The sequence below is a fragment of the Paracoccus homiensis genome, from assembly GCF_900111675.1.
In the GTDB taxonomy this organism is placed as follows: domain Bacteria; phylum Pseudomonadota; class Alphaproteobacteria; order Rhodobacterales; family Rhodobacteraceae; genus Paracoccus; species Paracoccus homiensis.
The window spans coordinates 152,914-172,593 of record NZ_FOHO01000007.1; the positions used below are offsets into that span (position 1 = coordinate 152,914).

Annotated in this window: 22 protein-coding genes and 1 pseudogene; 9 read left to right on the forward strand and 14 right to left on the reverse strand. The window is 58.8% G+C overall.

Annotated features, from left to right (window positions below; all coding sequences use genetic code 11):
- The first annotated feature begins 13 nt into the window (after positions 1–13).
- Positions 14–526, forward strand: a complete 513-nt coding sequence (locus BMX67_RS11500; protein ID WP_090735033.1) for a L,D-transpeptidase family protein — start codon at positions 14–16, stop codon at positions 524–526.
- Here BMX67_RS11500 and lnt read toward each other — a convergent pair.
- The 10 genes and pseudogenes from lnt to BMX67_RS11550 form a co-directional block, all read right to left on the reverse strand.
- A pseudogene (gene lnt / locus BMX67_RS11505) lies at positions 507–2,114 on the reverse strand (apolipoprotein N-acyltransferase). The gene BMX67_RS11500 and the pseudogene lnt overlap by 20 nt on opposite strands.
- Positions 2,081–2,539 (reverse strand): signal peptidase II, encoded by a 459-nt coding sequence (gene lspA / locus BMX67_RS11510; RefSeq protein WP_090735086.1) that lies wholly within the window; start codon positions 2,537–2,539, stop codon positions 2,081–2,083. The pseudogene lnt and the gene lspA overlap by 34 nt, the downstream one beginning before the upstream one ends.
- 19 nt (positions 2,540–2,558) lie before the next feature.
- Positions 2,559–3,341, reverse strand: a complete 783-nt coding sequence (locus BMX67_RS11515; RefSeq protein ID WP_090735036.1) for a ZIP family metal transporter — start codon at positions 3,339–3,341, stop codon at positions 2,559–2,561.
- A gap of 12 nt (positions 3,342–3,353) precedes the next feature.
- A complete protein-coding gene (locus BMX67_RS11520; protein ID WP_090735037.1) occupies positions 3,354–3,809 on the reverse strand; it encodes a DUF411 domain-containing protein in 456 nt (151 codons plus the stop codon).
- Between the two features lie 3 nt (positions 3,810–3,812).
- Positions 3,813–5,186, reverse strand: a complete 1,374-nt coding sequence (locus BMX67_RS11525) for a M23 family metallopeptidase (protein ID WP_090735039.1) — start codon at positions 5,184–5,186, stop codon at positions 3,813–3,815.
- Entirely contained in the window at positions 5,183–5,809 is a 627-nt protein-coding gene (locus BMX67_RS11530) for an SCO family protein (protein WP_090735040.1), read from the reverse strand. Before BMX67_RS11530 ends, BMX67_RS11525 begins: the two co-directional genes overlap by 4 nt.
- A complete protein-coding gene (locus BMX67_RS11535; RefSeq protein ID WP_090735042.1) occupies positions 5,809–6,276 on the reverse strand; it encodes a copper chaperone PCu(A)C in 468 nt (155 codons plus the stop codon). Before BMX67_RS11535 ends, BMX67_RS11530 begins: the two co-directional genes overlap by 1 nt.
- Positions 6,277–6,299: 23 nt before the next feature.
- The gene (locus BMX67_RS11540; RefSeq protein ID WP_090735043.1) at positions 6,300–6,959 is read right to left on the reverse strand and encodes a DsbA family protein; all 660 of its coding nucleotides are present in this window, start codon (positions 6,957–6,959) and stop codon (positions 6,300–6,302) included.
- Positions 6,956–7,378, reverse strand: coding sequence for a disulfide bond formation protein B (locus BMX67_RS11545; RefSeq protein ID WP_090735045.1), 423 nt, complete (start codon positions 7,376–7,378; stop codon positions 6,956–6,958). The genes BMX67_RS11540 and BMX67_RS11545 overlap by 4 nt, the downstream gene beginning before the upstream one ends.
- Before the next feature lie 5 nt (positions 7,379–7,383).
- Complete coding sequence (locus BMX67_RS11550; RefSeq protein ID WP_090735046.1) at positions 7,384–7,950, reverse strand: SCO family protein; 567 nt, start codon at positions 7,948–7,950, stop codon at positions 7,384–7,386.
- A 209-nt stretch (positions 7,951–8,159) separates the two neighbouring features.
- Between BMX67_RS11550 and BMX67_RS11555 the strand changes: the two genes are divergently transcribed.
- From BMX67_RS11555 to BMX67_RS11585, 7 genes are all read left to right on the forward strand, one after another.
- Positions 8,160–8,588, forward strand: coding sequence for a MerR family transcriptional regulator (locus BMX67_RS11555; protein WP_007426244.1), 429 nt, complete (start codon positions 8,160–8,162; stop codon positions 8,586–8,588).
- A gap of 82 nt (positions 8,589–8,670) precedes the next feature.
- Complete coding sequence (locus BMX67_RS11560) at positions 8,671–9,273, forward strand: cation efflux transmembrane domain-containing protein (RefSeq protein ID WP_090735048.1); 603 nt, start codon at positions 8,671–8,673, stop codon at positions 9,271–9,273.
- A gap of 88 nt (positions 9,274–9,361) precedes the next feature.
- A complete protein-coding gene (locus BMX67_RS11565; protein WP_090735050.1) occupies positions 9,362–10,132 on the forward strand; it encodes a transglutaminase-like domain-containing protein in 771 nt (256 codons plus the stop codon).
- Complete coding sequence (locus BMX67_RS11570) at positions 10,122–11,051, forward strand: cation diffusion facilitator family transporter (protein ID WP_090735052.1); 930 nt, start codon at positions 10,122–10,124, stop codon at positions 11,049–11,051. The genes BMX67_RS11565 and BMX67_RS11570 overlap by 11 nt, the downstream gene beginning before the upstream one ends.
- Before the next feature lie 761 nt (positions 11,052–11,812).
- Complete coding sequence (locus tag BMX67_RS11575) at positions 11,813–12,700, forward strand: NAD-dependent epimerase/dehydratase family protein (protein ID WP_090735053.1); 888 nt, start codon at positions 11,813–11,815, stop codon at positions 12,698–12,700.
- A 370-nt stretch (positions 12,701–13,070) separates the two neighbouring features.
- Positions 13,071–14,261, forward strand: a complete 1,191-nt coding sequence (locus BMX67_RS11580; RefSeq protein ID WP_090735055.1) for a COG3904 family protein — start codon at positions 13,071–13,073, stop codon at positions 14,259–14,261.
- 200 nt (positions 14,262–14,461) lie between these two features.
- Positions 14,462–15,394: a hypothetical protein gene (locus BMX67_RS11585; protein ID WP_139206507.1), complete on the forward strand. Its 933-nt coding sequence runs from the start codon at positions 14,462–14,464 to the stop codon at positions 15,392–15,394.
- A 9-nt stretch (positions 15,395–15,403) separates the two neighbouring features.
- Here BMX67_RS11585 and BMX67_RS11590 read toward each other — a convergent pair whose 3' ends face one another.
- From BMX67_RS11590 to BMX67_RS11600, 4 genes are all read right to left on the reverse strand, one after another.
- Positions 15,404–15,916, reverse strand: a complete 513-nt coding sequence (locus BMX67_RS11590) for a hypothetical protein (RefSeq protein ID WP_139206509.1) — start codon at positions 15,914–15,916, stop codon at positions 15,404–15,406.
- Complete coding sequence (locus BMX67_RS19340) at positions 15,913–16,254, reverse strand: hypothetical protein (protein ID WP_175479883.1); 342 nt, start codon at positions 16,252–16,254, stop codon at positions 15,913–15,915. Before BMX67_RS19340 ends, BMX67_RS11590 begins: the two co-directional genes overlap by 4 nt.
- A gap of 911 nt (positions 16,255–17,165) precedes the next feature.
- Positions 17,166–17,915: a GIY-YIG nuclease family protein gene (locus BMX67_RS11595; protein ID WP_217645840.1), complete on the reverse strand. Its 750-nt coding sequence runs from the start codon at positions 17,913–17,915 to the stop codon at positions 17,166–17,168.
- A 577-nt stretch (positions 17,916–18,492) separates the two neighbouring features.
- Entirely contained in the window at positions 18,493–19,302 is an 810-nt protein-coding gene (locus BMX67_RS11600) for a hypothetical protein (protein WP_139206511.1), read from the reverse strand.
- Positions 19,303–19,381: 79 nt separating this feature from the next.
- On the opposite strand from BMX67_RS11600, the gene BMX67_RS11605 reads away from it, so the two are divergent.
- Positions 19,382–19,680 (forward strand): transposase (locus tag BMX67_RS11605; RefSeq protein ID WP_175479884.1); only part of this gene is annotated, 299 nt, incomplete at its 3' end.

A 19,680-nucleotide genomic window follows, 5' to 3' on the forward strand; every position in this document is an offset into this window, starting at 1 on the left:
GAGGCATCGAGCAGTGAAAACCATCCGATTTCCCCGCCGCGCCGTCCTGTTAGGCGGGCTGGCAGCGTTTTTGTCCGGCTGTGCCAGCAAGTTCCGCAGCTATGGCGGACCCGAGGTGACCCGTGTTCGGCTCTACAAGGGGCAGCGCTTGCTTGTTCTCGACGGAGCCGATCGAGTATTGCAAACCTATCCGGTCGGACTGGGTTTCGCGCCCGAAGGTCACAAGCAATTCGAGGGAGACGGTCGGACCCCGGAGGGCAACTACGTTGTCGATAAGCGCAACCCTGAAAGCACTTATCATCTTTCGGTTGGCATCTCTTATCCGAATGAGGCCGACATCGCTTTTGCCGAGGCGCAGGGCCGATCCCCCGGGGGCGACATCTTCATCCATGGTGGTCCACGACCCGGCATCGACCCAACGGACGTCCGCGACTGGACAGCTGGCTGCATCGCGGTCACAGATCGGCAGATCGAGGACATCTATGCAATGGTGAAGGACGGAACACCTATCCACATCTTTGCATGACGGTGTTTCTCATGCGGCGGTAGCGCGCCGTCGCATTGGTCGCCATTGCCCAGCTCCACGAAGCCAAGATGAGCGCCAGCAGCATCCAGTCCCCGAAGCTCGCGTAGAGTGTCGGCGGTCGCGCGGAGGGCAGGCTAGCGTCGATGATGCCCGTTTCGCCGGTATCGAGCCGCGCAACGATCTCTCCGTTCGCGTCGATGACCGCGGAGATGCCCGTATTCGCGGCTCGGATGACAGGAAGGCCTTCCTCTACGGCGCGCATCCGTGCGGAAGCCAGATGCTGCTCCGGTCCGATGCTGGTGCCGAACCAGGCGTCGTTCGTCGCGTTGAAAATCCAGTCAGGTCGGAACAGGTCGTCGACCACATGGCCTGGGAAGATGATCTCATAGCAGATCGCTAGGGCGACCAGCGGCACACCCGGAAGTGCAAGCGTTCGTGGGCCCGGTCCGGGCGTAAAGTCGCCGAGCCCCGCCGTCAGCCGCTCGATGGGCAACCAGCCGCGGAATGGCACATATTCGCCGAAGGGTACGAGATGATGTTTCGCGTATCCGGTCAGGATTCTGCCGATCGCGCCAAAAGCCTAGACCGTGTTGCAATATCGGGTGCCATCTTCGCTCGGTACACGGTCCGGCACACCGGTGAGCAGCACCCTGCCGTCTGGTAGCGCAGCGGCAATGCGATCCCGTGCCTCCGTATCCTCATCGAGGAAACCCGGAGAGGCGGTTTCCGGCCAAAGAAGAACGTCGAAATCGCCGGGCTGGGTTGAAAGCTCAAGATAGCGCGCGAAGGTCGCCTCGCGGTTCTCGGGCGCCCATTTCTCCTCTTGTGGAATGTTGCCCTGGACGATGCGCAGGTCGACACCGGGTGGCTGTTGTGCATCCGACTGGAGGCGAAGCGTGCCGACAGCCCACATCGTCGCGATGCCCGCCAGCGCCATGAGCGAAACGGTCAATCGTTGCCGCCCGGACGCCATGACAGCCGCGCCGGGAAGTGCCGCGACGAACACGGTGAGAAAGCTTAGCCCATAGCTTCCGACCCAGGCGGCGGGTTGGCGAGGAGCGGCGTAATCGACCAAAGCGTAGCCGGCGAGGTTCCATGGAAAACCTGTCAGAACGTGACCGCGCAACCACTCGGCCACGGTCCAGGAGGTCGCGAACAGGAGGCAGGCCAAGAGACTGCCCATGGCTCCACGCCGCGCGATTTCGGCGAAAAGCGCGGCGGCAATGGCCGGGAAAATCGCGAGACCTGCGGACAATCCCGCGACGGCCGGGATCGCCATCGCCCCGAACCGCTCGGCCTCGACGTAGAAACTCTCTGCAATCCACGAAATCCCGAAACCGAACTGGCCGAGACCAAACGCCCAGCCGACGAGGAAAGCGCGCCCGAAGGAGAGATCGCGAAGCCCGACAAACAACGCGGAATAGGCAACGGGAACAAGCAGGAGAATCGAAAGAGGCGGGAAAGTCAGAACCGTCAGCGCCCCGGCGGCGAAACCAAGCGTCATCCGCGAAAGCAAACAGGGGCGCAGAGCGATGCGGTTCAGAATTTCCGTCTTCACGACTTGATCGGACGCCGCGCGCTGATCCATGGCGCGGCGAGCAAGAGCCCTACGCCACTGACGACAAATACATCGGCCATGTTGAAGGCAGGCCAATGTGTTGTGCCAATGTAGAAATCGAGAAAGTCTGTTACAGCCCGATAGCGCACACGATCGATGACATTGCCCAGCGCTCCGCCAATGATCGCGCCGTAGGCAAGTGTTTCGGCCGCATTTTCGACGCGAAACAGCATGACAGCAAGCCAAACACAGATGGCAAGAGCGAGAGCGGTGAGGCTCCACCACGGCGCGCCGCCCAGCATCCCGAAAGTCACGCCGTCATTACGAGAAAAGACGAGGTTGAATCCCGGAAACACGGAAATCCCGGCGCTAAAAGTGGCGGCATTCGCAACGACAATGGCTTTGGTGATCTGATCGATTGCGAACGCAGCAAGCGCGGCAAAGACGCCGATCACTTTGGGTAGTGACATTGCCTCACCCCAACCAGACATCGAGAAACAGCATCAGAACGAGCCCGACAGCCAGGCCGAGCGTCGCCCTGTTCTGATAGCCGCTGCGATGGGTTTCGGGGATAATCTCGTGGCTGATGACGTAGAGCATTGCGCCCGCGGCAAAGGCCAGTCCCCATGGAAGCAGCGGTTCCGACAGTGTGATGATGCCGGCCCCGAGCAGACCGCCAATCGGCTCGACCATGCCAGTCAGCGCCGCAATGCCCCAGGCGCGCAGCTTCGGATATCCCTCGCCCAGCAGCGACACCGCGACGGCCAATCCTTCGGGCGCGTTCTGCAAGCCGATGCCGATGGCGAGTGGGAGGCCACCTTCCATGCCACCGGAGCCGAACCCGACCCCGACCGCGAGACCCTCGGGAAAGTTGTGGATCGTGATCGCGATGATGAACAGCCAGACCCGCCGCAATGACGCCGCTTCGGGCCCTTCGCGTCCCGTCTTGAAATGCTCGTGCGGCAGCTTTTCGTTCATCAGGGCGACAGCCCCCATGCCCAGAAGGATCGAGACGCATACGATGGCCGCAGGCATCGCGCCGTTCTCGAACATCGGCTCTGCGGCATCTAATGCCGGGATGATCAGCGAAAAGAACGAGGCTGACAGCATGACACCGGCAGCGAAGCCGAGCGACAGATCGCGCGTGGCCCGGGACGGGATGCGCCCGAACAGCACGGGAGCTGCTCCGACTGCCGTGAGCGAACCGGCGGCGAGACTTCCGAGAAAGCCGAGCATTATCGTGGACAGATTTTCCATGGGCGGGCCAGATTATCCTTCGGCGTAGCTTGAAAAGACTTCCGTCGCCCCGTCCTCGCGGATGAGGAAGACATCATAGGCTTCGCGGTCATCCTCAGGCCCCATACCGGGCGAGCCATAGGGCATCCCCGGAACGGCGAGGCCTACGGCGTCCGGGCGCTCCTCGAGAAGGCGGCGGATGTCAGCGGCCGGGACATGGCCCTCGATCACGTAGCCATCAATGAGCGCGGTGTGGCAGGAGACCATGCGCTGCGGCACGCCGTTGTCGAGCTTGAAGCGAACCAGCGATCCACCGAACATGTCCTGGCCGGTCGGCGCAAAACCGTTTTCTTCGAGATGGTTCATCCACGAGAGGCAGCAGCCGCATCCGTTCGTCTTGCGGACGTCGATCGCCGTTGCCTCTGCGAGGGCCTGTGCCGCCGGGGAAAGGGCGAGCGTGATGGCCAGAGCTTGGGTCATGCGTTTCATGGATCAGAGCCTTTCGGTTATCGTTTCGGCAATCTCGCTGCCGAGGTTTTCATTCAGAAGCGCCCGCGCCTCGGCCAGACGCGAGAGCGCGGCGGTATCATCCGCTTCGCGCTCGGCTGCTTCGGCGAGCCGGTCGTCAGAGAGGGGGTCAGTCGGGCGCCCATCCACGAGCACCTCATAGTGCAGGTTCGGACCTGTCGCCGTGCCAGTCGCGCCGACGCGGCCGATCACGTCTCCCGCCGCAACGCGTTGGCCTTGTGCCAAGTCTTCCGGCACGGCGCTCAGATGCGCGTAGCGCGTCATGGTGTCGGAGCCGTGCAAGATTTCGACCACGCGACCATATCCGCCGCGCCAGCCGATGAAATTGACCCGCCCCGGTGCCGTCGCTTGAACCGGTGTCCCACGTGCCGCTGCGAAATCGACGCCGGTGTGCATCCGGACGTTGCCAAAGACCGGATGCGTGCGGCGTCCGAACACCGAGCTCAGGCGCGCACCCTCGACCGGCTGTGCGAAGACGCGCAGCACCTCGCCATCGACGTAGATCGTCGCCTGACCGCTGCCGTCGTCCGGCCATACGATCTCGTAAAGCGAACCGCCGATCTCCAGTGCGGCGAAGGCGAGTTCGGGCTGTCCGATCCTGTCCTCGCCGACCCGCGCCTCACGCCAGAGAAGCCTTAGTGCTTCGCCGCCGGCCATCTCGCGGCGGAAATCCACGGTCCCACCCAGCATCTGCGCAAGGTCCACGGAAAAACGGGCGGGTATGCCGGCTTCGTCGAGTGCCGCGAAGATCGAGCTGTCGATCACGGCTTTGCCGGCAAGGGTTACGATTTCCGGATCCGGAGTCACGACCTGTGTGGACAACTGCTCGCCGAAAACCACCTCGATCCGAACCCCGTCCTCGACGGCAAGTGAGACGGTGCGGGGGCTGCCGTCCATGGTCGAAGCGACAGTGACCGAGTGCCCCGGCCGCAGCCGTCGCAGATCGTATTCCGCGCCAAGCGCGAGGGCAACTTCGGCTCTGTCAGAAGCCGCAAGTCCAGCTTCGGACAGCAAGAAATCGAGCGTCTCGCCTGGTGCAATGTCGCGCGACCACGTCGACAGCGGTGGCTCGATCGCCCTTACCGGCCTGTCGGCAAACGCGACCTGCAGAAGGGGCAGCGGGCTGAGGTCGGATGCATCGTCTGCCCATGCCGCCGCGGGCAGCATCACGGGGATGTCAACGTTCTGGGGGGCTTCAGGACCTTGGGGCATCCAGCTACCTGCCTGGGCAAGTTCCGGCGGCACGGGTTCTTTCGACAAAAGATCGGAGATCGCGATAGCTGCCCCGGGAACCGTCCCCGCAATTGCGACACAAGCCGCCAAAGTTCTGAGCCTCATGTCGCCCCCTCCATTTCTTCTTCCAGCGCGCGGCGAATTTTCGGCACCGCGAATTCTCTGGGTTCGTGATAGTCGATCATGGTGACGAACCGCCCAGAGGCTGCGAACAGGAAGACGCTCGCGCTGTGGTTCATCGTGTAATCGCCGCTCTCCGTCGGCACCCTTTCGTAGGTGGCGTGGAAGCCGTCCGCGACGCGCGCTATCTGCTCCTCCGGCCCCGTCCAGCCGCGAATCGCCGGATGGAAGTAGCCGACATATTCGGCCATCGTTTCGACAGTGTCGCGCTCGGGATCGACCGTGATGAAAACCACGTTCATCTCGTCGGCCTCGTCTCCCAGATCGTCGAGCCATCCCGAAATGTCCGAGAGCGTGGTCGGGCAGACATCGGGACAGTAGGTGAAGCCGAAGAACGCCATCGTCGGTCGCCCGATCAGGGTTTCCGGCCCGACCGCGTTGCCCTCATGATCCGTCAGACGGAAATCCATCGCGGTCAGAGCCACAGGCCGCTGCCCGATAGGCTCAGGTCCACCGGGGCCATCGACCTGCCACCAACCGGCAAAGAGCATCAGGGCGACCACCCCGACACCAGCCGCGCCGTACCCCAGGATCGCCCGTCGCCGCATCAGTCCTCCGGCCCCCGCGCGGAGATGCCGAGGATCGTCACCTCGACCGTCACTTCGCCTCCGTCGTCGAAAAGCAGGGTCAGCGGAAAGGTTTCCCCTTCCGTCATCGGTTCTTGCAGCCGCATCAGCATTGCGTGCAGGCCCCCCGGTTCGAGCGCGACGCTCTCGCCCGGGGCGATCGCGATTTTCCCCGCCGGGCTCATGGAACTCACACCCTCGGCATTGGTCTTCGTCTCGTGAATTTCGGGCATCATCGCGAGCGGTGTTGTAAGGCCGATCAGCGTCACCGGCTCGTCGCCAGTGTTGCGGATCGTCATGTAAGCGGCCCCGGGACGGTTCACCCCGATGGAGGCGCGGGACCACGCGTTCTCGACGACAACATCCTCGGGTCCGGCCAGCGCGGGCACTGAGAGGCCTCCAAGGGTCAAAAGCGCCGCCAGTATGCTGGTCAAAATATACTTTTTCATCGTTTTGATCCTGCCCTTTCCATTCAGCTTTGCGCGGCAGCGACTTCGGCAGCCACCAATCGCCGCAGTTCTGCCTCCCCGAATGGATCGAGCGGCTTGCCGTTCACGAAGAATGTGGGCGTCTGGCGAACTCCCACGGTCTCTACATCGGCACGATCCTGATTCAGGATCGCCACGACATCGGGTGCCAGCATTTGCGTGCGCGCGGCCTCGGCATCGAGTCCGGCCGTGGCGGCGATCTGAAGGATCAGGCCAGGCGCCGGGGCACCGTGTGACGCCCATCTCGGCTGTTCCCGCAGAACGGCCTCGAGCACCGGCACGTAAACGTCCTGCATGTGCGCCGCCTCGAGCACGCGGATGGCTTCCTCGGATGCCGCGCCGTGGAAGGGCGTGTAGCGGATCACGACGCGGACAGCATCCCCATGCTCGGCCATGATGTCCTTCAAGAAGGGGTGAAAGGCGCGACAGGCCTCGCAGGCCGGATCGAAGAATTCGACGATCGTGACGGGCGCTTCCGCAGGCCCGAGGATGGGCGAGTAGGGGCGGATCATCGCGTCCGCGAGTTCCGGCGCAACAGGCTCCGCTTCGGCCACCGGGCCGGGGCGGGTTGCAAACCAGGTGGCTCCGCCGAAACCGGCGACGCCGAGGGCGAGAACGGACAGGATCAGGCCGCGTCGGTTCATGTTCGTGTGTCCTTCAATGAAAGGGCCGACAGCGCCCCGATCAGCGCGAAGGCGGCGAGCGCCATCAGCGGGATCGGGATGCCGAAGACCAGTTGGTTGTCATCGGTGCAAGAGGGGCCGGTGGCCGTGCAGGGCTGGATGCGTTCGGGAACAAGACCGACGTACAGCCCCATGTGCCAGAGGGCGATTGCGCCGCCGCCAAGCGCCAATGCGATGCCGTAGCGCCCCACGCGGCCGTCCCGCCACCAAAGGCCGAGCCCGAGGACAATGGCCAAGGGGAACATGAAGGCGCGCTGGAACCAGCACAGCACACAGGGCGTCTGCCCCAGCACCTCGCCGATGAAAAGCACGGCAAGCGAGGCGACGAGCGCGATGATCCACGCTAGCCCGAGGGCTGTTTCTCCGGATATGCGGTTCATTTCGGTCAGATCCTCTCTTCCAGATCGGCGAGAATCTCCTCGGCGGAGGTGCCGTAGGGCCACGAGTCGGCGAAGCCCGCGTCGGGATCGAAGAGGAACAAATGCGACGTGTGGCCCATCGTGTAACCATCCGGCGCCGCAGCCTCTTCGACGCGTTCAAAGAAGATCGGAAACGTCTCGGATGTGGCGGCGATCTGTTCCGGCGTGCCGGTCAGACCGATGATGCCCGCATCGAACAGCGGGACGTATTCGGCGAGTGCGGCGGGCGTGTCCCGTTCGGGGTCGATGGTGATGAAAATCGGCTGGACCTTGGCGGCATCGTCGCCCAGACTGTCCATCACCGCCGCGACCTCAGATAGGGTCGTCGGGCAGACGTCGGGGCAGTTGGTAAAGCCGAAAAAAACAAGCATCCAGCGCCCCGCAAAGTCCTTCTCGGTTCGAACCATACCCTGGTGGTCCGTCAGTTCGAATTCAGCGAAGAAAGGCGGCTCGGCGTCAGTTCGGGCGCTGTCGGCACGATAGTCGGACCAGAGTAAAAGCCATACGAAGGCAAGCGCTGCCACGCCTGCCAAAACCCAAAGAAACTTCTGTGCCGATGTAAGAGACAATCCTGTTCGCCTGCCATTGATCCTTGTGTGTCTGCGCGTCTACATCCTCTAGCCACTGAAGGTTCAAGCATGAAGATGGCGCCTTGATGCGACATCACGCGCCTGTGAATCCCGCACTTGCCCGCTCACACCGCAAAACCTACAAGGACTGTATACTTTTTCTGGAGGCGAGAATGCTCACGATCGGCACTCTGTCAAAGAAGACCGGCACGAAGGTGCAGACCATCCGGTACTACGAGCAGATCGGGCTCATGCCCGAACCTGGCCGGACCGAGGGCGGACAGAGGCGCTACGACGGTTCACAACTCGATCGCCTGTCCTTCATCCGCCACTCGCGGCAACTCGGCTTCTCGCTCGATGCGATCCGCGAGCTGCTCGACCTCAGCGACCATCCCAATCGGCCCTGTGATGAAGCTGATGCCATCGCGCGTCGCCAGCTCAAACGGGTGGAGCAGCGCATGGCCCGCCTGAAGGCGCTGCGCACGGAACTGAAACGCATGGTCCACGAGTGCAGCGGCGGGCGGACAGCGGATTGCCGGGTGCTGGAGGTATTGCGGGACCATTCTGAATGTCTGACCGAGCACGACGAGATTGGGGCCTGATTGGACCATGCCGATGTCGCGGCAGGAACTTAGACCAGCCGCAGGAGTTCTTCGATCGTAAACCACGAGCCGAAAACGAGAAATGGCCGCAGAACAAGATTCAAAAGAGAGACGCACGCTCTGGATCGTTCTGGCGCTCAATATCGGTCTGGCCGTGGCTTTTTTTGCAACCGGTGCGTTCGGCGATTCCAGCGCCTTGATCGCCAACGGCCTCGACAACCTTTCCGACAGCTTCGTCTACGCTATCAGCCTGTTTGCGCTGTCCCGGTCCGGCAAATGGAAACGCGGAGCGGCGAACATCTCCGGTGGGCTGCTGATCCTGTTCGCTGCAGGCATCCTCTACGATGCATGGCGCCGCTACATCGGCGGGTCAGATCCGCTCGGGACGATCATGATCGCCATGGCCCTGATCGCCGCGGCGATCAACGCGGTCTGCGTCTGGTTGCTCGCCCGACTCCGCGAACCGGACGTCAACATCCGCGCGGCGAACACCTTCAGCTGGAACGACTTCGCCGCGAACCTCGGGATCGTCGTGGCTGGCGGTCTCGTCGCCTGGCTGGGAACGAACTGGCCGGACCTGGTCGTGGGTGTGGTCGTGGCCGGGATCGCGGCGTGGGGCGGTATCGACATCCTGCGCGATGCACACGGCGAACACCACAAAGCCGTTCATGCCGACGACCGGTAGCGATTGATCGCCTTCTGAGAAAAAGGACTTGAAGCTACAGTCGCTGGAGCATTTATGTAGATCCTCGCCAGACTCGAGGAGATGCATCTTGCCCGCCGTTGACCCCTTGCTGACAGCCACGCGGCTGCTGTATTTCGAAGCCGCTCCTATTGCGGATCTGGTCGCGGGCCGCGGCTGGCAGGCTTTTGGCGAGCATGACCGGATCGGTGCCGCCTATGATTTCGTCCGAAACGAGATCGCTTTCGGCTACAATCGTGCCGACGACATCCCGGCCTCAGAAGTGCTGTCGGACGGCTACGGCCAGTGCAACACCAAGGGCACGCTGCTCATGGCGTTGCTACGTTGCCTTGGCATTCGGTGTCGCCTGCATGGCTTCACCATCCACAAGGCGCTCCAGCGCGGTGTCGTGCCCGAGTGGGTTTATCCGCTGGCCCCCGCGGAAATCCTCCACTCCTGGGTAGAGGTCGAGACCGAGAATGGATGGATCAATCTCGAAGGGTTCATCCTGGACCCGCCCTTTCTGAAATCGCTGCAACGGGCGTTCATCGAGATGGAAAGCCTTTGCGGCTACGGGGCCAGCACCGACTGCTTGAGCGGCCCACCGGTCGAGTGGACCGGCGACGACACATATATCCAGAAGACCGGCATCGCCCGCGATCTCGCAACATACGCTATACCAGACGAGTTCTACCGGGGGCATCGCCAGGACTTCGGCGCCTTGCGCGACTGGCTCTATCGCCACGTCATCCGCCACTGGATGAACAGACGCGTGCGCGCAATTAGGCGGGGCAAGGTGCCGCAAATCCCCGGCCTCGCTCGCCCGAACCATCTTCATGAGGAGACGCACCGTGCCGCATGATCACGGCCATGCCCACATCGATCCCGCATCCGGTGACCGGCGCGTGTCCATCGCGATCTGGGCGAACGCCCTTCTGACCGTCGCACAGATCGCGGGCGGCGTCGTTTCGGGCAGTCTCGCGCTGATCGCGGATGCGCTGCACAACTTCTCGGACATGGCGTCGCTGGTGATCGCTTTCGCGGCGCGCAAGATCGCGCGGCGGCCCGCCGACGAACGCATGACCTTCGGATACGGCCGGATCGAGATTGTCGCTGCACTGATCAACTACACGACACTCATCCTCGTCGGCGTTTACCTGATCTACGAGGGCGGTATGCGCATGATCGATCCGCCCGAGGTTCAGGGTTGGACCGTCGTGATCCTCGGCGGCGTGGCGCTCGTGGTCGACGCTCTGACTGCGGCGCTCACCTGGTCCATGCAGAAGGGCAGCGTGAACATCCGCGCGCTCTTCCTGCACAACCTCTCGGATGCGCTCGCCTCGGTCGCCGTGATCGTCGGCGGCACGCTGATCATTCTCTACGACCTGCGCTGGGTCGATCCCGCAATCACCATCGGTATCGCGCTGTATATACTGTATCTCGCACTGACCGAGATCGGCGGCCCGATCCGGACACTGATGCTGGGCAGCCCGCCGGATATCGACAACTCGGCCGTGATTGCCGCGATGCGGGACGTGGACGGCGTTACGGATGTCCACCACGTGCATCTATGGCAGATGCAGGAACACGAGGCGGCGCTCGACTGCCACGTGGTCGTCGCCGAAGATGGATGGACAAGAATTGAGGCCATCAAGGGCGAGATCAAAGCACGACTGAGCGAGCGCTTCGGCATCGCTCATTCCAGCCTCGAATTCGAGAATGAAAGGAACGCCCACACCAACGCCAACCTCTACGGTCACGGTAGTAATGGCCATGAATGATCAGGAGCACGAATTGACGGAAGAACGATATTATCTCGCACCTTCATACACTTAAGCGCAGGGCAGGCAGTGTCAGCTTGGTGGAGAAGGTTGGATATCAGGCCCATCCCCTCCGCCACCTTACCCAAATGCAACTTTCTCCAAGCTCCTCCGGGGCTGAATTTTCTCGTTATATTCAAAAGTTATGCAGTTCGGGCTGACCACCGGTCATAGCTGAAAAAGCCTCGCCTCGCTCTCTGTAAGCCGCGTTTCTCTGAAGCTCATGACTTCGAAGAAATAGTGTTCAGCTTCTAGGGGTATGAATTCATATGAATTTTTGAACTCTTCCAGTCGCGTTCGATCTCAGGGTGTCCTGCTTCTGATGGAACTCCGGTCGAACCGCATGGCGCAAGCTGAATGCAGATCTCGAAGCGTTTGCTGGATTGTCCGAGAGCCACGCGCAGGTTCTCGACTTCGCTAGTTGCCGACTTTAAGCCGCACGAGAGCGGTGCGAGGCTGGTGCTCGCGCGAACGACGTCGGGCTGTTCCGCATGGGGCCAGTGGAAGCCGTTTGCGCTGTCGATGAAATTCTGGCCCTTCTAAAGCTGCCAGCGGTTTCACAGGCATTTGCGGCAAACCAGTATATGAAAGCCGATGCGGGTTCAGTGGTTCAAAACCTAGTTTATCTATGCCAGCTGCGTTCTGCTGCGGATGCACCCGTGCGCTTGTTTCGGTCGGGTGCTTCACTAAGCTGCGGGCATGCGCAGGGAGAGGGATTTGAGATGCGGATTTTCTTCACGGGTGGTTCCGGCAAGGCCGGGCGTCATGTTATCCCTTACCTGATCGAGCGGGGCCATAGGGTGGTCAATGCCGATCGCGTGCCGCTGGACCTACCGGGGGTGGACAATCTGCGCGTCGAGCTGACCGAAAGCGGGCAGGTGTTCAATGCGCTGAGCGCGCTGGCCGGCCTGGACGAACTGGATCTGCCCGCCGTGCCGCGCTACGACGCGATCGTGCATTTCGCGGCCCTGCCGCGCATCCTGATCGAACCTGACTGCAAGACCTATCGCGTCAATGTCATGTCGACCTACAACGTGCTCGAGGCGGCTGCGAAGCTGGGCATTCCCAAGGTGATCTTCGCATCCTCCGAGACGACCTACGGTATCTGCTTCGCGCAGGGCGAGACGCGCCCGGCCTATCTGCCAGTGGACGAGGAGCACCCGACCGTGCCGCAGGACAGCTATGCGATGTCCAAGGTCGCCAACGAGGTCACCGCGCGAAGTTTCCAGGCCCGTACAGGTGCGGATATCTACGGGCTGCGGATCAACAACGTCATCGAGCCGCACGAATACGCTCGGGACTTCCCGGCCTATCTCGACGATCCGTCACTGCGGCGTCGCAACATTTTCGCCTATATCGATGCTCGCGATCTGGGCCAGATGGTCGAGCGTTGCCTTCGAACGGACGGGCTTGGCTATCAGGTGTTCAACGTCGCCAATCCGGACCTGTCAGTCGGCATCAGCAACGCCGAGGTGCGAAAGCGCTTCTATCCGGATGTGCCCGTAAAGCGAGAGATGGGCGAGACCGAGACCTTCTATGCCATCGACAAGGCGCGCGAACTGCTGGGTTTCGCCCCGGAGCACAGTTGGCGAAACGAGCTGCGAGGCTAGTCGGAAGGCTTCCGATGCGCAACAGGCCGGAAATGACTACGTCAGAGCTGGCAAGGCGATAGTTTGCGGGACCGTCGCCGATATTTAGGTTGGAGCGCGGTCGTTCGCCACGGTCGCGAAGGCGTTCCGGCCGGATTGCAGAAAGGGTCATCCAGACAAGAAGCAAGCGTGGGGCCCGCTCGATCGACACCAGGGGCGGAGTGCTGCCGTTCGCTACGTTTACCAAAAGACATGCTTCTCGGCGCGGAAGCAGACTTTTGTTGTTGATCGGTTGGAGTTTCCTGAACATCTTAGGGAGGTGTTCAAATCTTAGCCTCAACGAAGAAAGCTTTTTGCTTGTTAAGTTGTAGGGACTTCGAATGTACGGGATGTGCTGAAGCTACTGTTTGAGGTGATTGTGGTTGCTCGAAGATTTTTCGTTTTCTTGGTCGTCCTTTTAGCCGCCTCGGTTAAACAGATCTCGGCTGAACCTATGACGTTTAGAGAAGCGACCGTTGGCGGGGTGTGCGCCGGGTGCACTTGGTTTGCGGCGGAGGGTGACATCACAAGTGATACGCCAGCGGCTTTCCGAGACGCATTCGGCGAGCCGTCCGGTGGCGAAGGCGGACCTACTATTATCATCAATTCAAATGGGGGCGATGATCTTGCCGCTGCCTTGGAATTAGGGCAGCTTTTTCGCGCCCACTCGGTTCGCGTAAGTATTGGAGATACCGTCTCTGACCCGCAAAACGGCAGCCACGTGTCTATGATAGAACCCGGGAAATGCTTGTCGGCTTGTGCTTACGCCTTTTTAGGTGGGCGGACTCGCGAAATCGGCGGCTCGCGGGAACTTGGTTTTCATCAATTTTACGACCAAGACATACTTGCGAATGCGGACCGACCCGCTTTTAGCGGCGTGCAAAGATTGCGAGACCAATACGTTGTGGGCGAACTCATCTCATATCTTATCGAGATGGACATATCAACCGAGGTCTTCTCATTCGCTGCCACGGCGTCTCCCGGCGAGTTCGCCTACATGACGGAAGCACAGGCGGCGGAGCTACGGGTTGTGGACGATCCGGGGGCGATGAGACCTTGGGACATCCTTCCGCTGGCTTCCGGACTAATGATCGAGTCCCGCTCTGTGGACGAACAGAAAGCAGTTCGTTTCTTTTGCCTGTCGCGTGAGAGAGGCCGGGTGCACGTTCAGATCATGAATGCGTCCGACGATAGATCTCAACGATTGACGAACGAGTATGCACAAGGAACACCTGACGAGTTTTTCTTTCCCAGACTGGGCACCTTCGAAAGTGAATTGAGGTATCCGGAAGCGAAGGCACGACCGTTGCAACTTTCGTTCAATCGAGTCCTGTCCGAGCCCGAAAGCGGGTTCCACGTTAACTTTGACTTCACGATGTCTGAGATCGAATTCAGGGCGGTTCCCGAAGCGAACCATCTCTATTTCTGGCCGGGTCACGCGTATGTTCTAGACGTCAACTTCTGGGGACAGTTCGTTGCATCTAAACTTCCTGCCGGAATGGACCCTAATCTTAATGAAATTGTGTTGGGTAATTGCGTATGAACTTGCGTTTTTCTCTTGCTGCATTTCTTTGGTTCTTGCCGGGCGCAATCGTTCACGCGGAGGGCATGGACTTCAAAATCGTAAGCAACGGGGGGAACTGTTACCACGGTTGCGTTTGGATCCTAGCAGAAGGCGAGATTACTGACGAAACACCTGCGCGATTTTCTAAGTTTGTCGAGCAGGGTGGGACAGGACCAATCATGTTGAACTCGACCGGGGGGAACATCTCCTCAGCAATGGAACTGGCTCGATTGATCCGCGCGGCTGGGATGGAAACGATGATTGGCAGGTCGGCTCCCTACTACGATAATTGGTATGAGCCGAAGGAGGGCGGGGCTTGCATGGAGGCCTGCGCGATTGCGTTTCTTGGTGGAACACACAGACTGGCAGGCTTAAAAACCTTCAACTACGAGTTTTCCGGTCGGCTTTCATTCGATCGCCTCAACGGGACTGAGATCCTCAAAAGTATTGGTGAAACTAATCTGACAGGTGAAGACCTTCTGCAAGAGCAGGTTGAAATTGGACTATTCGTCAGCTTTCTCTTGGAAATGGACGTAAGCTCCGAGGTCTATGCCAAGATGGCGTCACTCGCTCCGGGAGCTAAATTCGAGCCGTCTGAACAAGAGGCCCGTGATCTGCGTATCGCGACGACGGTCGACCCCGAACATTCTTGGCGTCTCGACCAGTTGGCTTCCGGTCTGGTAGCACGAACAGGCGAGCGTGGAGAGATCGATGGCCTATGGGCATTCTGCTACAACGAGAGCTTCCTCCTCGCGCGTTCGTTTTCGAATGCGACCGAAGCAGGAGAACCGTGCTCTGACGATTTCTGCTACTCGGATGATGACATTGCTGCGGTGTTCAATGGCGCGAAACTAAACGTTGGGGAGATGTCCTATCCGATAGGTCATGCGCAAACCTTGCGCGATGTTTCTGTGGGCACCAAAGTGTTGGTCAGCGCAGTTGTCCCGCGTCAAGCATTGGAAAGCTTGCCTGCGGCAAAACTGGTGACAATATCTCCGGCGGCTGACAGCCGCGCAATGCTTGCAAAAGCTACTATTCTTGACTGGAAGTGGGGGTCGGAGTTCGATCCCAGGATTATCGACTTGGCCCTGAAGAATTGCATCAGCGATTGATGTCGTTTTTCAGCAAGTCGTCTCGTAGTCGATGAATTCTCGGAGGCTGTCACCCAATCCTTCGAGTAGAAGCTCTTGCCTGAGCTCTGCTGTATAAGGCAACAAAAGGCATGCATACCTTGATGCGGTCTCCCCCAAACTCGCTTCGATTACGCGTCTGTCGCATGTCTCTGCTTCAACGCAGACCGCAATGTCATCAAGATTGCTCACAAGTGTAATAATATCCTGCTGCGTCTCGTCTGATTCCGCGCTGGTTGCGACCATGTTCTCGACAATTGCGCCGATAGTGTCCCGCTTCACTGACAGCCCTTGGAGCTGTCCGAGTTTTAGCTCCGCAAATTCGATTGAAAGCCGTCTTTGAATCGCGAGCATGTCTCCAGAGTTGAAGGCTGTGACCATGCTAACTGCCGTATCTCGCTTTGTTTGTTTGATCTGTTGGAGGTATGAAATTACCGCCATTGAAAGTGATATGACTACGGTCACATTCGCCAGGATGGTCGTTACATCCGTAACACGCCTCATCGACCACATGTGCCGTTCTTGGGTATGTAGGCAATGCCGTCCTCAACTCTGACACCGTCGATGGTCAGACAATTGAACTGCTCCGCGGTAAAAGTGATGACATCGTCTAGGAGGGTGTCGTCCCCGGTGCTTTGAATCTTGCTCACGCCGCCATAGTTGCTTTTTCCGGCGGTAGCGCCAGCAAAGGGATCCGGATTCGGGCAGGATGCTACATGGATAATAATGACCGGTGAACCGGAAGAGGTGTAAGCGTTGGAATGCTCCAAGATACACAACGCTTGTTCTGTGCTCACAATCCACGCATCGTTTTCCGCGATCGCCGTAGTAGCAGAGAACACGGAGAGAGATAGGGAAAGTGCTTTAGCGCAGCTGTTAAGTATTCGACGCATTATTCAAATGTCCCTTGTTCAAAGGGATTGAAGAGACGTGGACTCGATTGGTCAAGGCAAAACTCTAACGGAGATGGAGGCTCACATATCTTAGAGTCAGAATTCGTAATCAATCGACGACTGAGCGCCACCGGGGCGATGGCCGAGAGGAAGGCCTTCGGACGTCGGTGTTAGTAGTTCGCCACGCGTATCCAGTCCTTGATCCTGCCGCACGGGGTCTTGATCCGGTTGCCGCGCTTGTGGTGACGTTTGTAATGTCTGGCTGGCGTCTGGTCTGGGATACAGGTGCGTATCCTTTGTCTTTCGAAGCTTCTTTGAAACGATCGGCGCAAAAACCGCGCTATCCGAGCAGCTAGTCGATCTTCGGTAAACTTCTGAGTACCGCTCGTGCGCCGTTAAAATCGCACCGCGGACCTATGGTCACTCTCTATGCTGCGGTCTGCATGAATGGCCGCTTCGGTGTCGCTGCGGCGCGGCGTCTCAGCTGAAGGCGAAGTTCGGCTTTGGGCCGATCTTACCGGTGATGTTTCGCCCATCGAGTTGAAATGCTGTGACCGATCCTATGGCGGAAAAGAGCCCAACCCTGCAAGTTTCTGTCTTCCAAATGGAGTGAAGGCAGGACAGCTAGTTGATGTAGTCTGCAAGAAGCTGAGGATCACCCGAAAGATTTCCATCTACTGCAGCCTCTTTGACCTTCACCTCAGTACAAAATGCCTTCCTCTGCACCAACTGAGCATCCCGGAAGGTGAGACGAAGCACGGAGGCCGTCGATGGCTCCAACGATTGACGGCAACTGTCGTCGATAAGTAGCGACCAATCTTCGCGGGTCGGTCGTTACCCCTGGCATTATTCCGCTCGCGTCAGATATCGTCCGGTGTCAGTTCGGCTTGCTTCCTGTACCACTCTTTCTGGAATTTCTCGGATGGCGTAAGCTGCCCGCCCTCCCATCTGTACAAGTACTTATGCTCTATCAACCAAGCTAGTCCGGCCCTTACCGCATCTTCACCAAGTCCACTGTCCTCCGCTATCATTCGAATGGACGAGGGGTCATCGCTAGCGAGTGGATACCATCTCGGAAGAATTTTCTTGTAAAGAACATAGGCTGCAGTCTTTTCTGTGCTCCATTCTTTTCTTTTCTTTGTTGCCCGCTTTCCGAAATGCACCCATCCACCTTTGCGCCAGAGTATGCCATCGCTTTCAAACTGCTCCAGTGCTGCTTCGATGTCGTCAGGAAGAACGTTGAACCACTCACGGCCAGCAACTTTGATTTGTTTGTCCTCGAAAGCCTTGTGCAATAGTTTCTCTAAGCGCTCCGGATTGTCGCACTTAATCTTGATTTCTATATTTGGAATATATCCGACTGCGGCCTTTTGGGATTGAGACGCGACCCTCTCGGCGGCTCCCGCCTTCGCGTAGCCGATCTTACACATTTTTGGCTCAAATATCTGTCCGGAGAGAGGGCTCTTCATTCTGTAGATGTACACGCAGGGGTCCAAATCCTCGCCTCTCTCCTCTTGATTAAATCGGTCATAGAGTCCTCTGACCTTTTTAACATTGGGATAGCGCGCAATAAAAATTTTGAAGCGATCGATATCCTCGGCTGCCCACATACAAGCCACTCGCGTTGGTCGATCAGCTTTCTTTCCAGTGACAGGGTCAACATGGAGTCCCTCTTCGACTACTCGGCGACCAAATTGTCTGTCGTAAGACCCCCCCATGCGATCGATAAGGTCGTCTGATTCTCGTCTCAGTTTCAACAAGCGTTGACCGTACTCTAGATACGTCTGCTGATCATTGTTCATTAGCTACCTCCACTTTGTTCGCGTTGCGGTCCTTCCCGTATTTGGTCGTGCTGCACGATAATGCGAGTGACCGCATTGGGGAGGTGCGACGCGGCGATGGCAAGCCCGATGAACGGCAGGTCAGGGCCGCGAGCGACGGCCGCCGCTGCTTGCCAGGCGCAAGACCCGCCGCGCCGCCGCATGGCCGCTTCGAGCCCACATTGACCGATGCTGCGTGCCGCACGAATGTCTGCAATTAGTTCCGGGCTATATTCACCTCTCGTTGGTCGCTGTCAAAGGTGGCAAGTAAAGCGGTAAACCCTGGTCGATCAAGTGGAAGACCTAAAAATATAAGCCGAACGGTTTATCCGAGAACTCATACTGACTTTGGCTGCTCTGACAGATCTCATCCAAAGTCTAACTTGGGGAAGTGAGGCTTGTAGCGTTCATGCGCGGCCAGAATAAATTTTTGGGTCGTCTTGATTGAGAATGCCATGTCCTCCTCTAAGGTATCTATTATCCCACCAAGGATTTGATTGAGCTGCGCGGCCCTGTAATCAAACCTATCCTTGTAGGCATTAGGGATCTGATCCGATGCGATGGGTCCGTCAAGTTTACGGCTAAACTCTGGAATAGCATCAAGCCACATTTGAAGCTCGATATGCAGTTCCGAGTATTTCTGGAAAAGGTGATGCAAGTTGATGGCACGTTCTTCAACCAAACCCACATCTTCAGCAATCTTAAAATTCTCTTTGGTGAGAAGAAAGCTGAACTCACTTGCGCTAAGCAGTCTAGGCTCGGTGAACACGCCTGCAGACGGACCGACAACGGCAAACGCTTCACTTGAGGATAGGCCGTGTTCTCTCGCGGCCTGAAAGCTTTTGTCGATGTGGAGATTGATGTTTGCAATGAGGTTGCACCATTTGGCGAGTTTGAAATACCCAGAAAGAGCGTTCGCTGCTGCTGCTTTCAGTTCTTCGTCCTCTCTCGCTTTCCGTTCATTTCGATTGCCTAACCAAAAGACACAGAATGCAGCAATAAGAGTAGCCAGACCTCCGACAACACCAGACACAATCGTCGACCAATCCAAGCCCGTTTGGGGTTGATTAAGGGGGATTACGAACACCGACAACTTCCCGTCGATCTCCGATAACCAGGCGAGGATTCCGTCAAAAATCATGATTCCTGCGATTCGCAATAGGCTGTAGGTAGCCACCTGTTCTACCTTGGGTAGCTCTGTTGCACAAATCCCTTGTGGGATTCATCTCATGAATCCAGCGTGGTAGCTGGAATCCATGAGCAGACCCACACCTCCAACCTACAAGACCAGGAACTGGCCATCCTACAATGAATCGCTCAAGCGCCGCGGATCGCTGACGATCTGGTTCGATCCCGAGATGAGCTGGGAGGCCGCACCAACTGGCAGGCGTGGCCGCCAGCAGAGCTACAGCGACGCCGCCATACAGACGTGCCTCTCGATGAAGGTGCTGTTCGGCATGGCGCTCCGGCAGACGACCGGGTTCGTCGAGAGCTTGTTGCAGCTGGTTGGTCTCGACTGGACGGTGCCCGACTTCAGCACGCTATCTCGCCGCCA

Bases quoted from the DNA above. Each gene is read 5' to 3' on its own strand.
- BMX67_RS11515 (WP_090735036.1), bottom strand. From the start codon at position 3,341: ATGGAAAATCTGTCCACGATAATGCTCGGCTTTCTCGGAAGTCTCGCC.
- BMX67_RS11520 (WP_090735037.1), bottom strand. From the start codon at position 3,809: ATGAAACGCATGACCCAAGCTCTGGCCATCACGCTCGCCCTTTCCCCG.
- BMX67_RS11525 (WP_090735039.1), bottom strand. From the start codon at position 5,186: ATGAGGCTCAGAACTTTGGCGGCTTGTGTCGCAATTGCGGGGACGGTT.
- BMX67_RS11530 (WP_090735040.1), bottom strand. From the start codon at position 5,809: ATGCGGCGACGGGCGATCCTGGGGTACGGCGCGGCTGGTGTCGGGGTG.
- BMX67_RS11535 (WP_090735042.1), bottom strand. From the start codon at position 6,276: ATGAAAAAGTATATTTTGACCAGCATACTGGCGGCGCTTTTGACCCTT.
- BMX67_RS11540 (WP_090735043.1), bottom strand. From the start codon at position 6,959: ATGAACCGACGCGGCCTGATCCTGTCCGTTCTCGCCCTCGGCGTCGCC.
- BMX67_RS11545 (WP_090735045.1), bottom strand. From the start codon at position 7,378: ATGAACCGCATATCCGGAGAAACAGCCCTCGGGCTAGCGTGGATCATC.
- BMX67_RS11555 (WP_007426244.1), top strand. From the start codon at position 8,160: ATGCTCACGATCGGCACTCTGTCAAAGAAGACCGGCACGAAGGTGCAG.
- BMX67_RS11560 (WP_090735048.1), top strand. From the start codon at position 8,671: ATGGCCGCAGAACAAGATTCAAAAGAGAGACGCACGCTCTGGATCGTT.
- BMX67_RS11575 (WP_090735053.1), top strand. From the start codon at position 11,813: ATGCGGATTTTCTTCACGGGTGGTTCCGGCAAGGCCGGGCGTCATGTT.
- BMX67_RS11585 (WP_139206507.1), top strand. From the start codon at position 14,462: ATGTTGAACTCGACCGGGGGGAACATCTCCTCAGCAATGGAACTGGCT.
- BMX67_RS11590 (WP_139206509.1), bottom strand. From the start codon at position 15,916: ATGAGGCGTGTTACGGATGTAACGACCATCCTGGCGAATGTGACCGTA.
- BMX67_RS11595 (WP_217645840.1), bottom strand. From the start codon at position 17,915: ATGTGGGCAGCCGAGGATATCGATCGCTTCAAAATTTTTATTGCGCGC.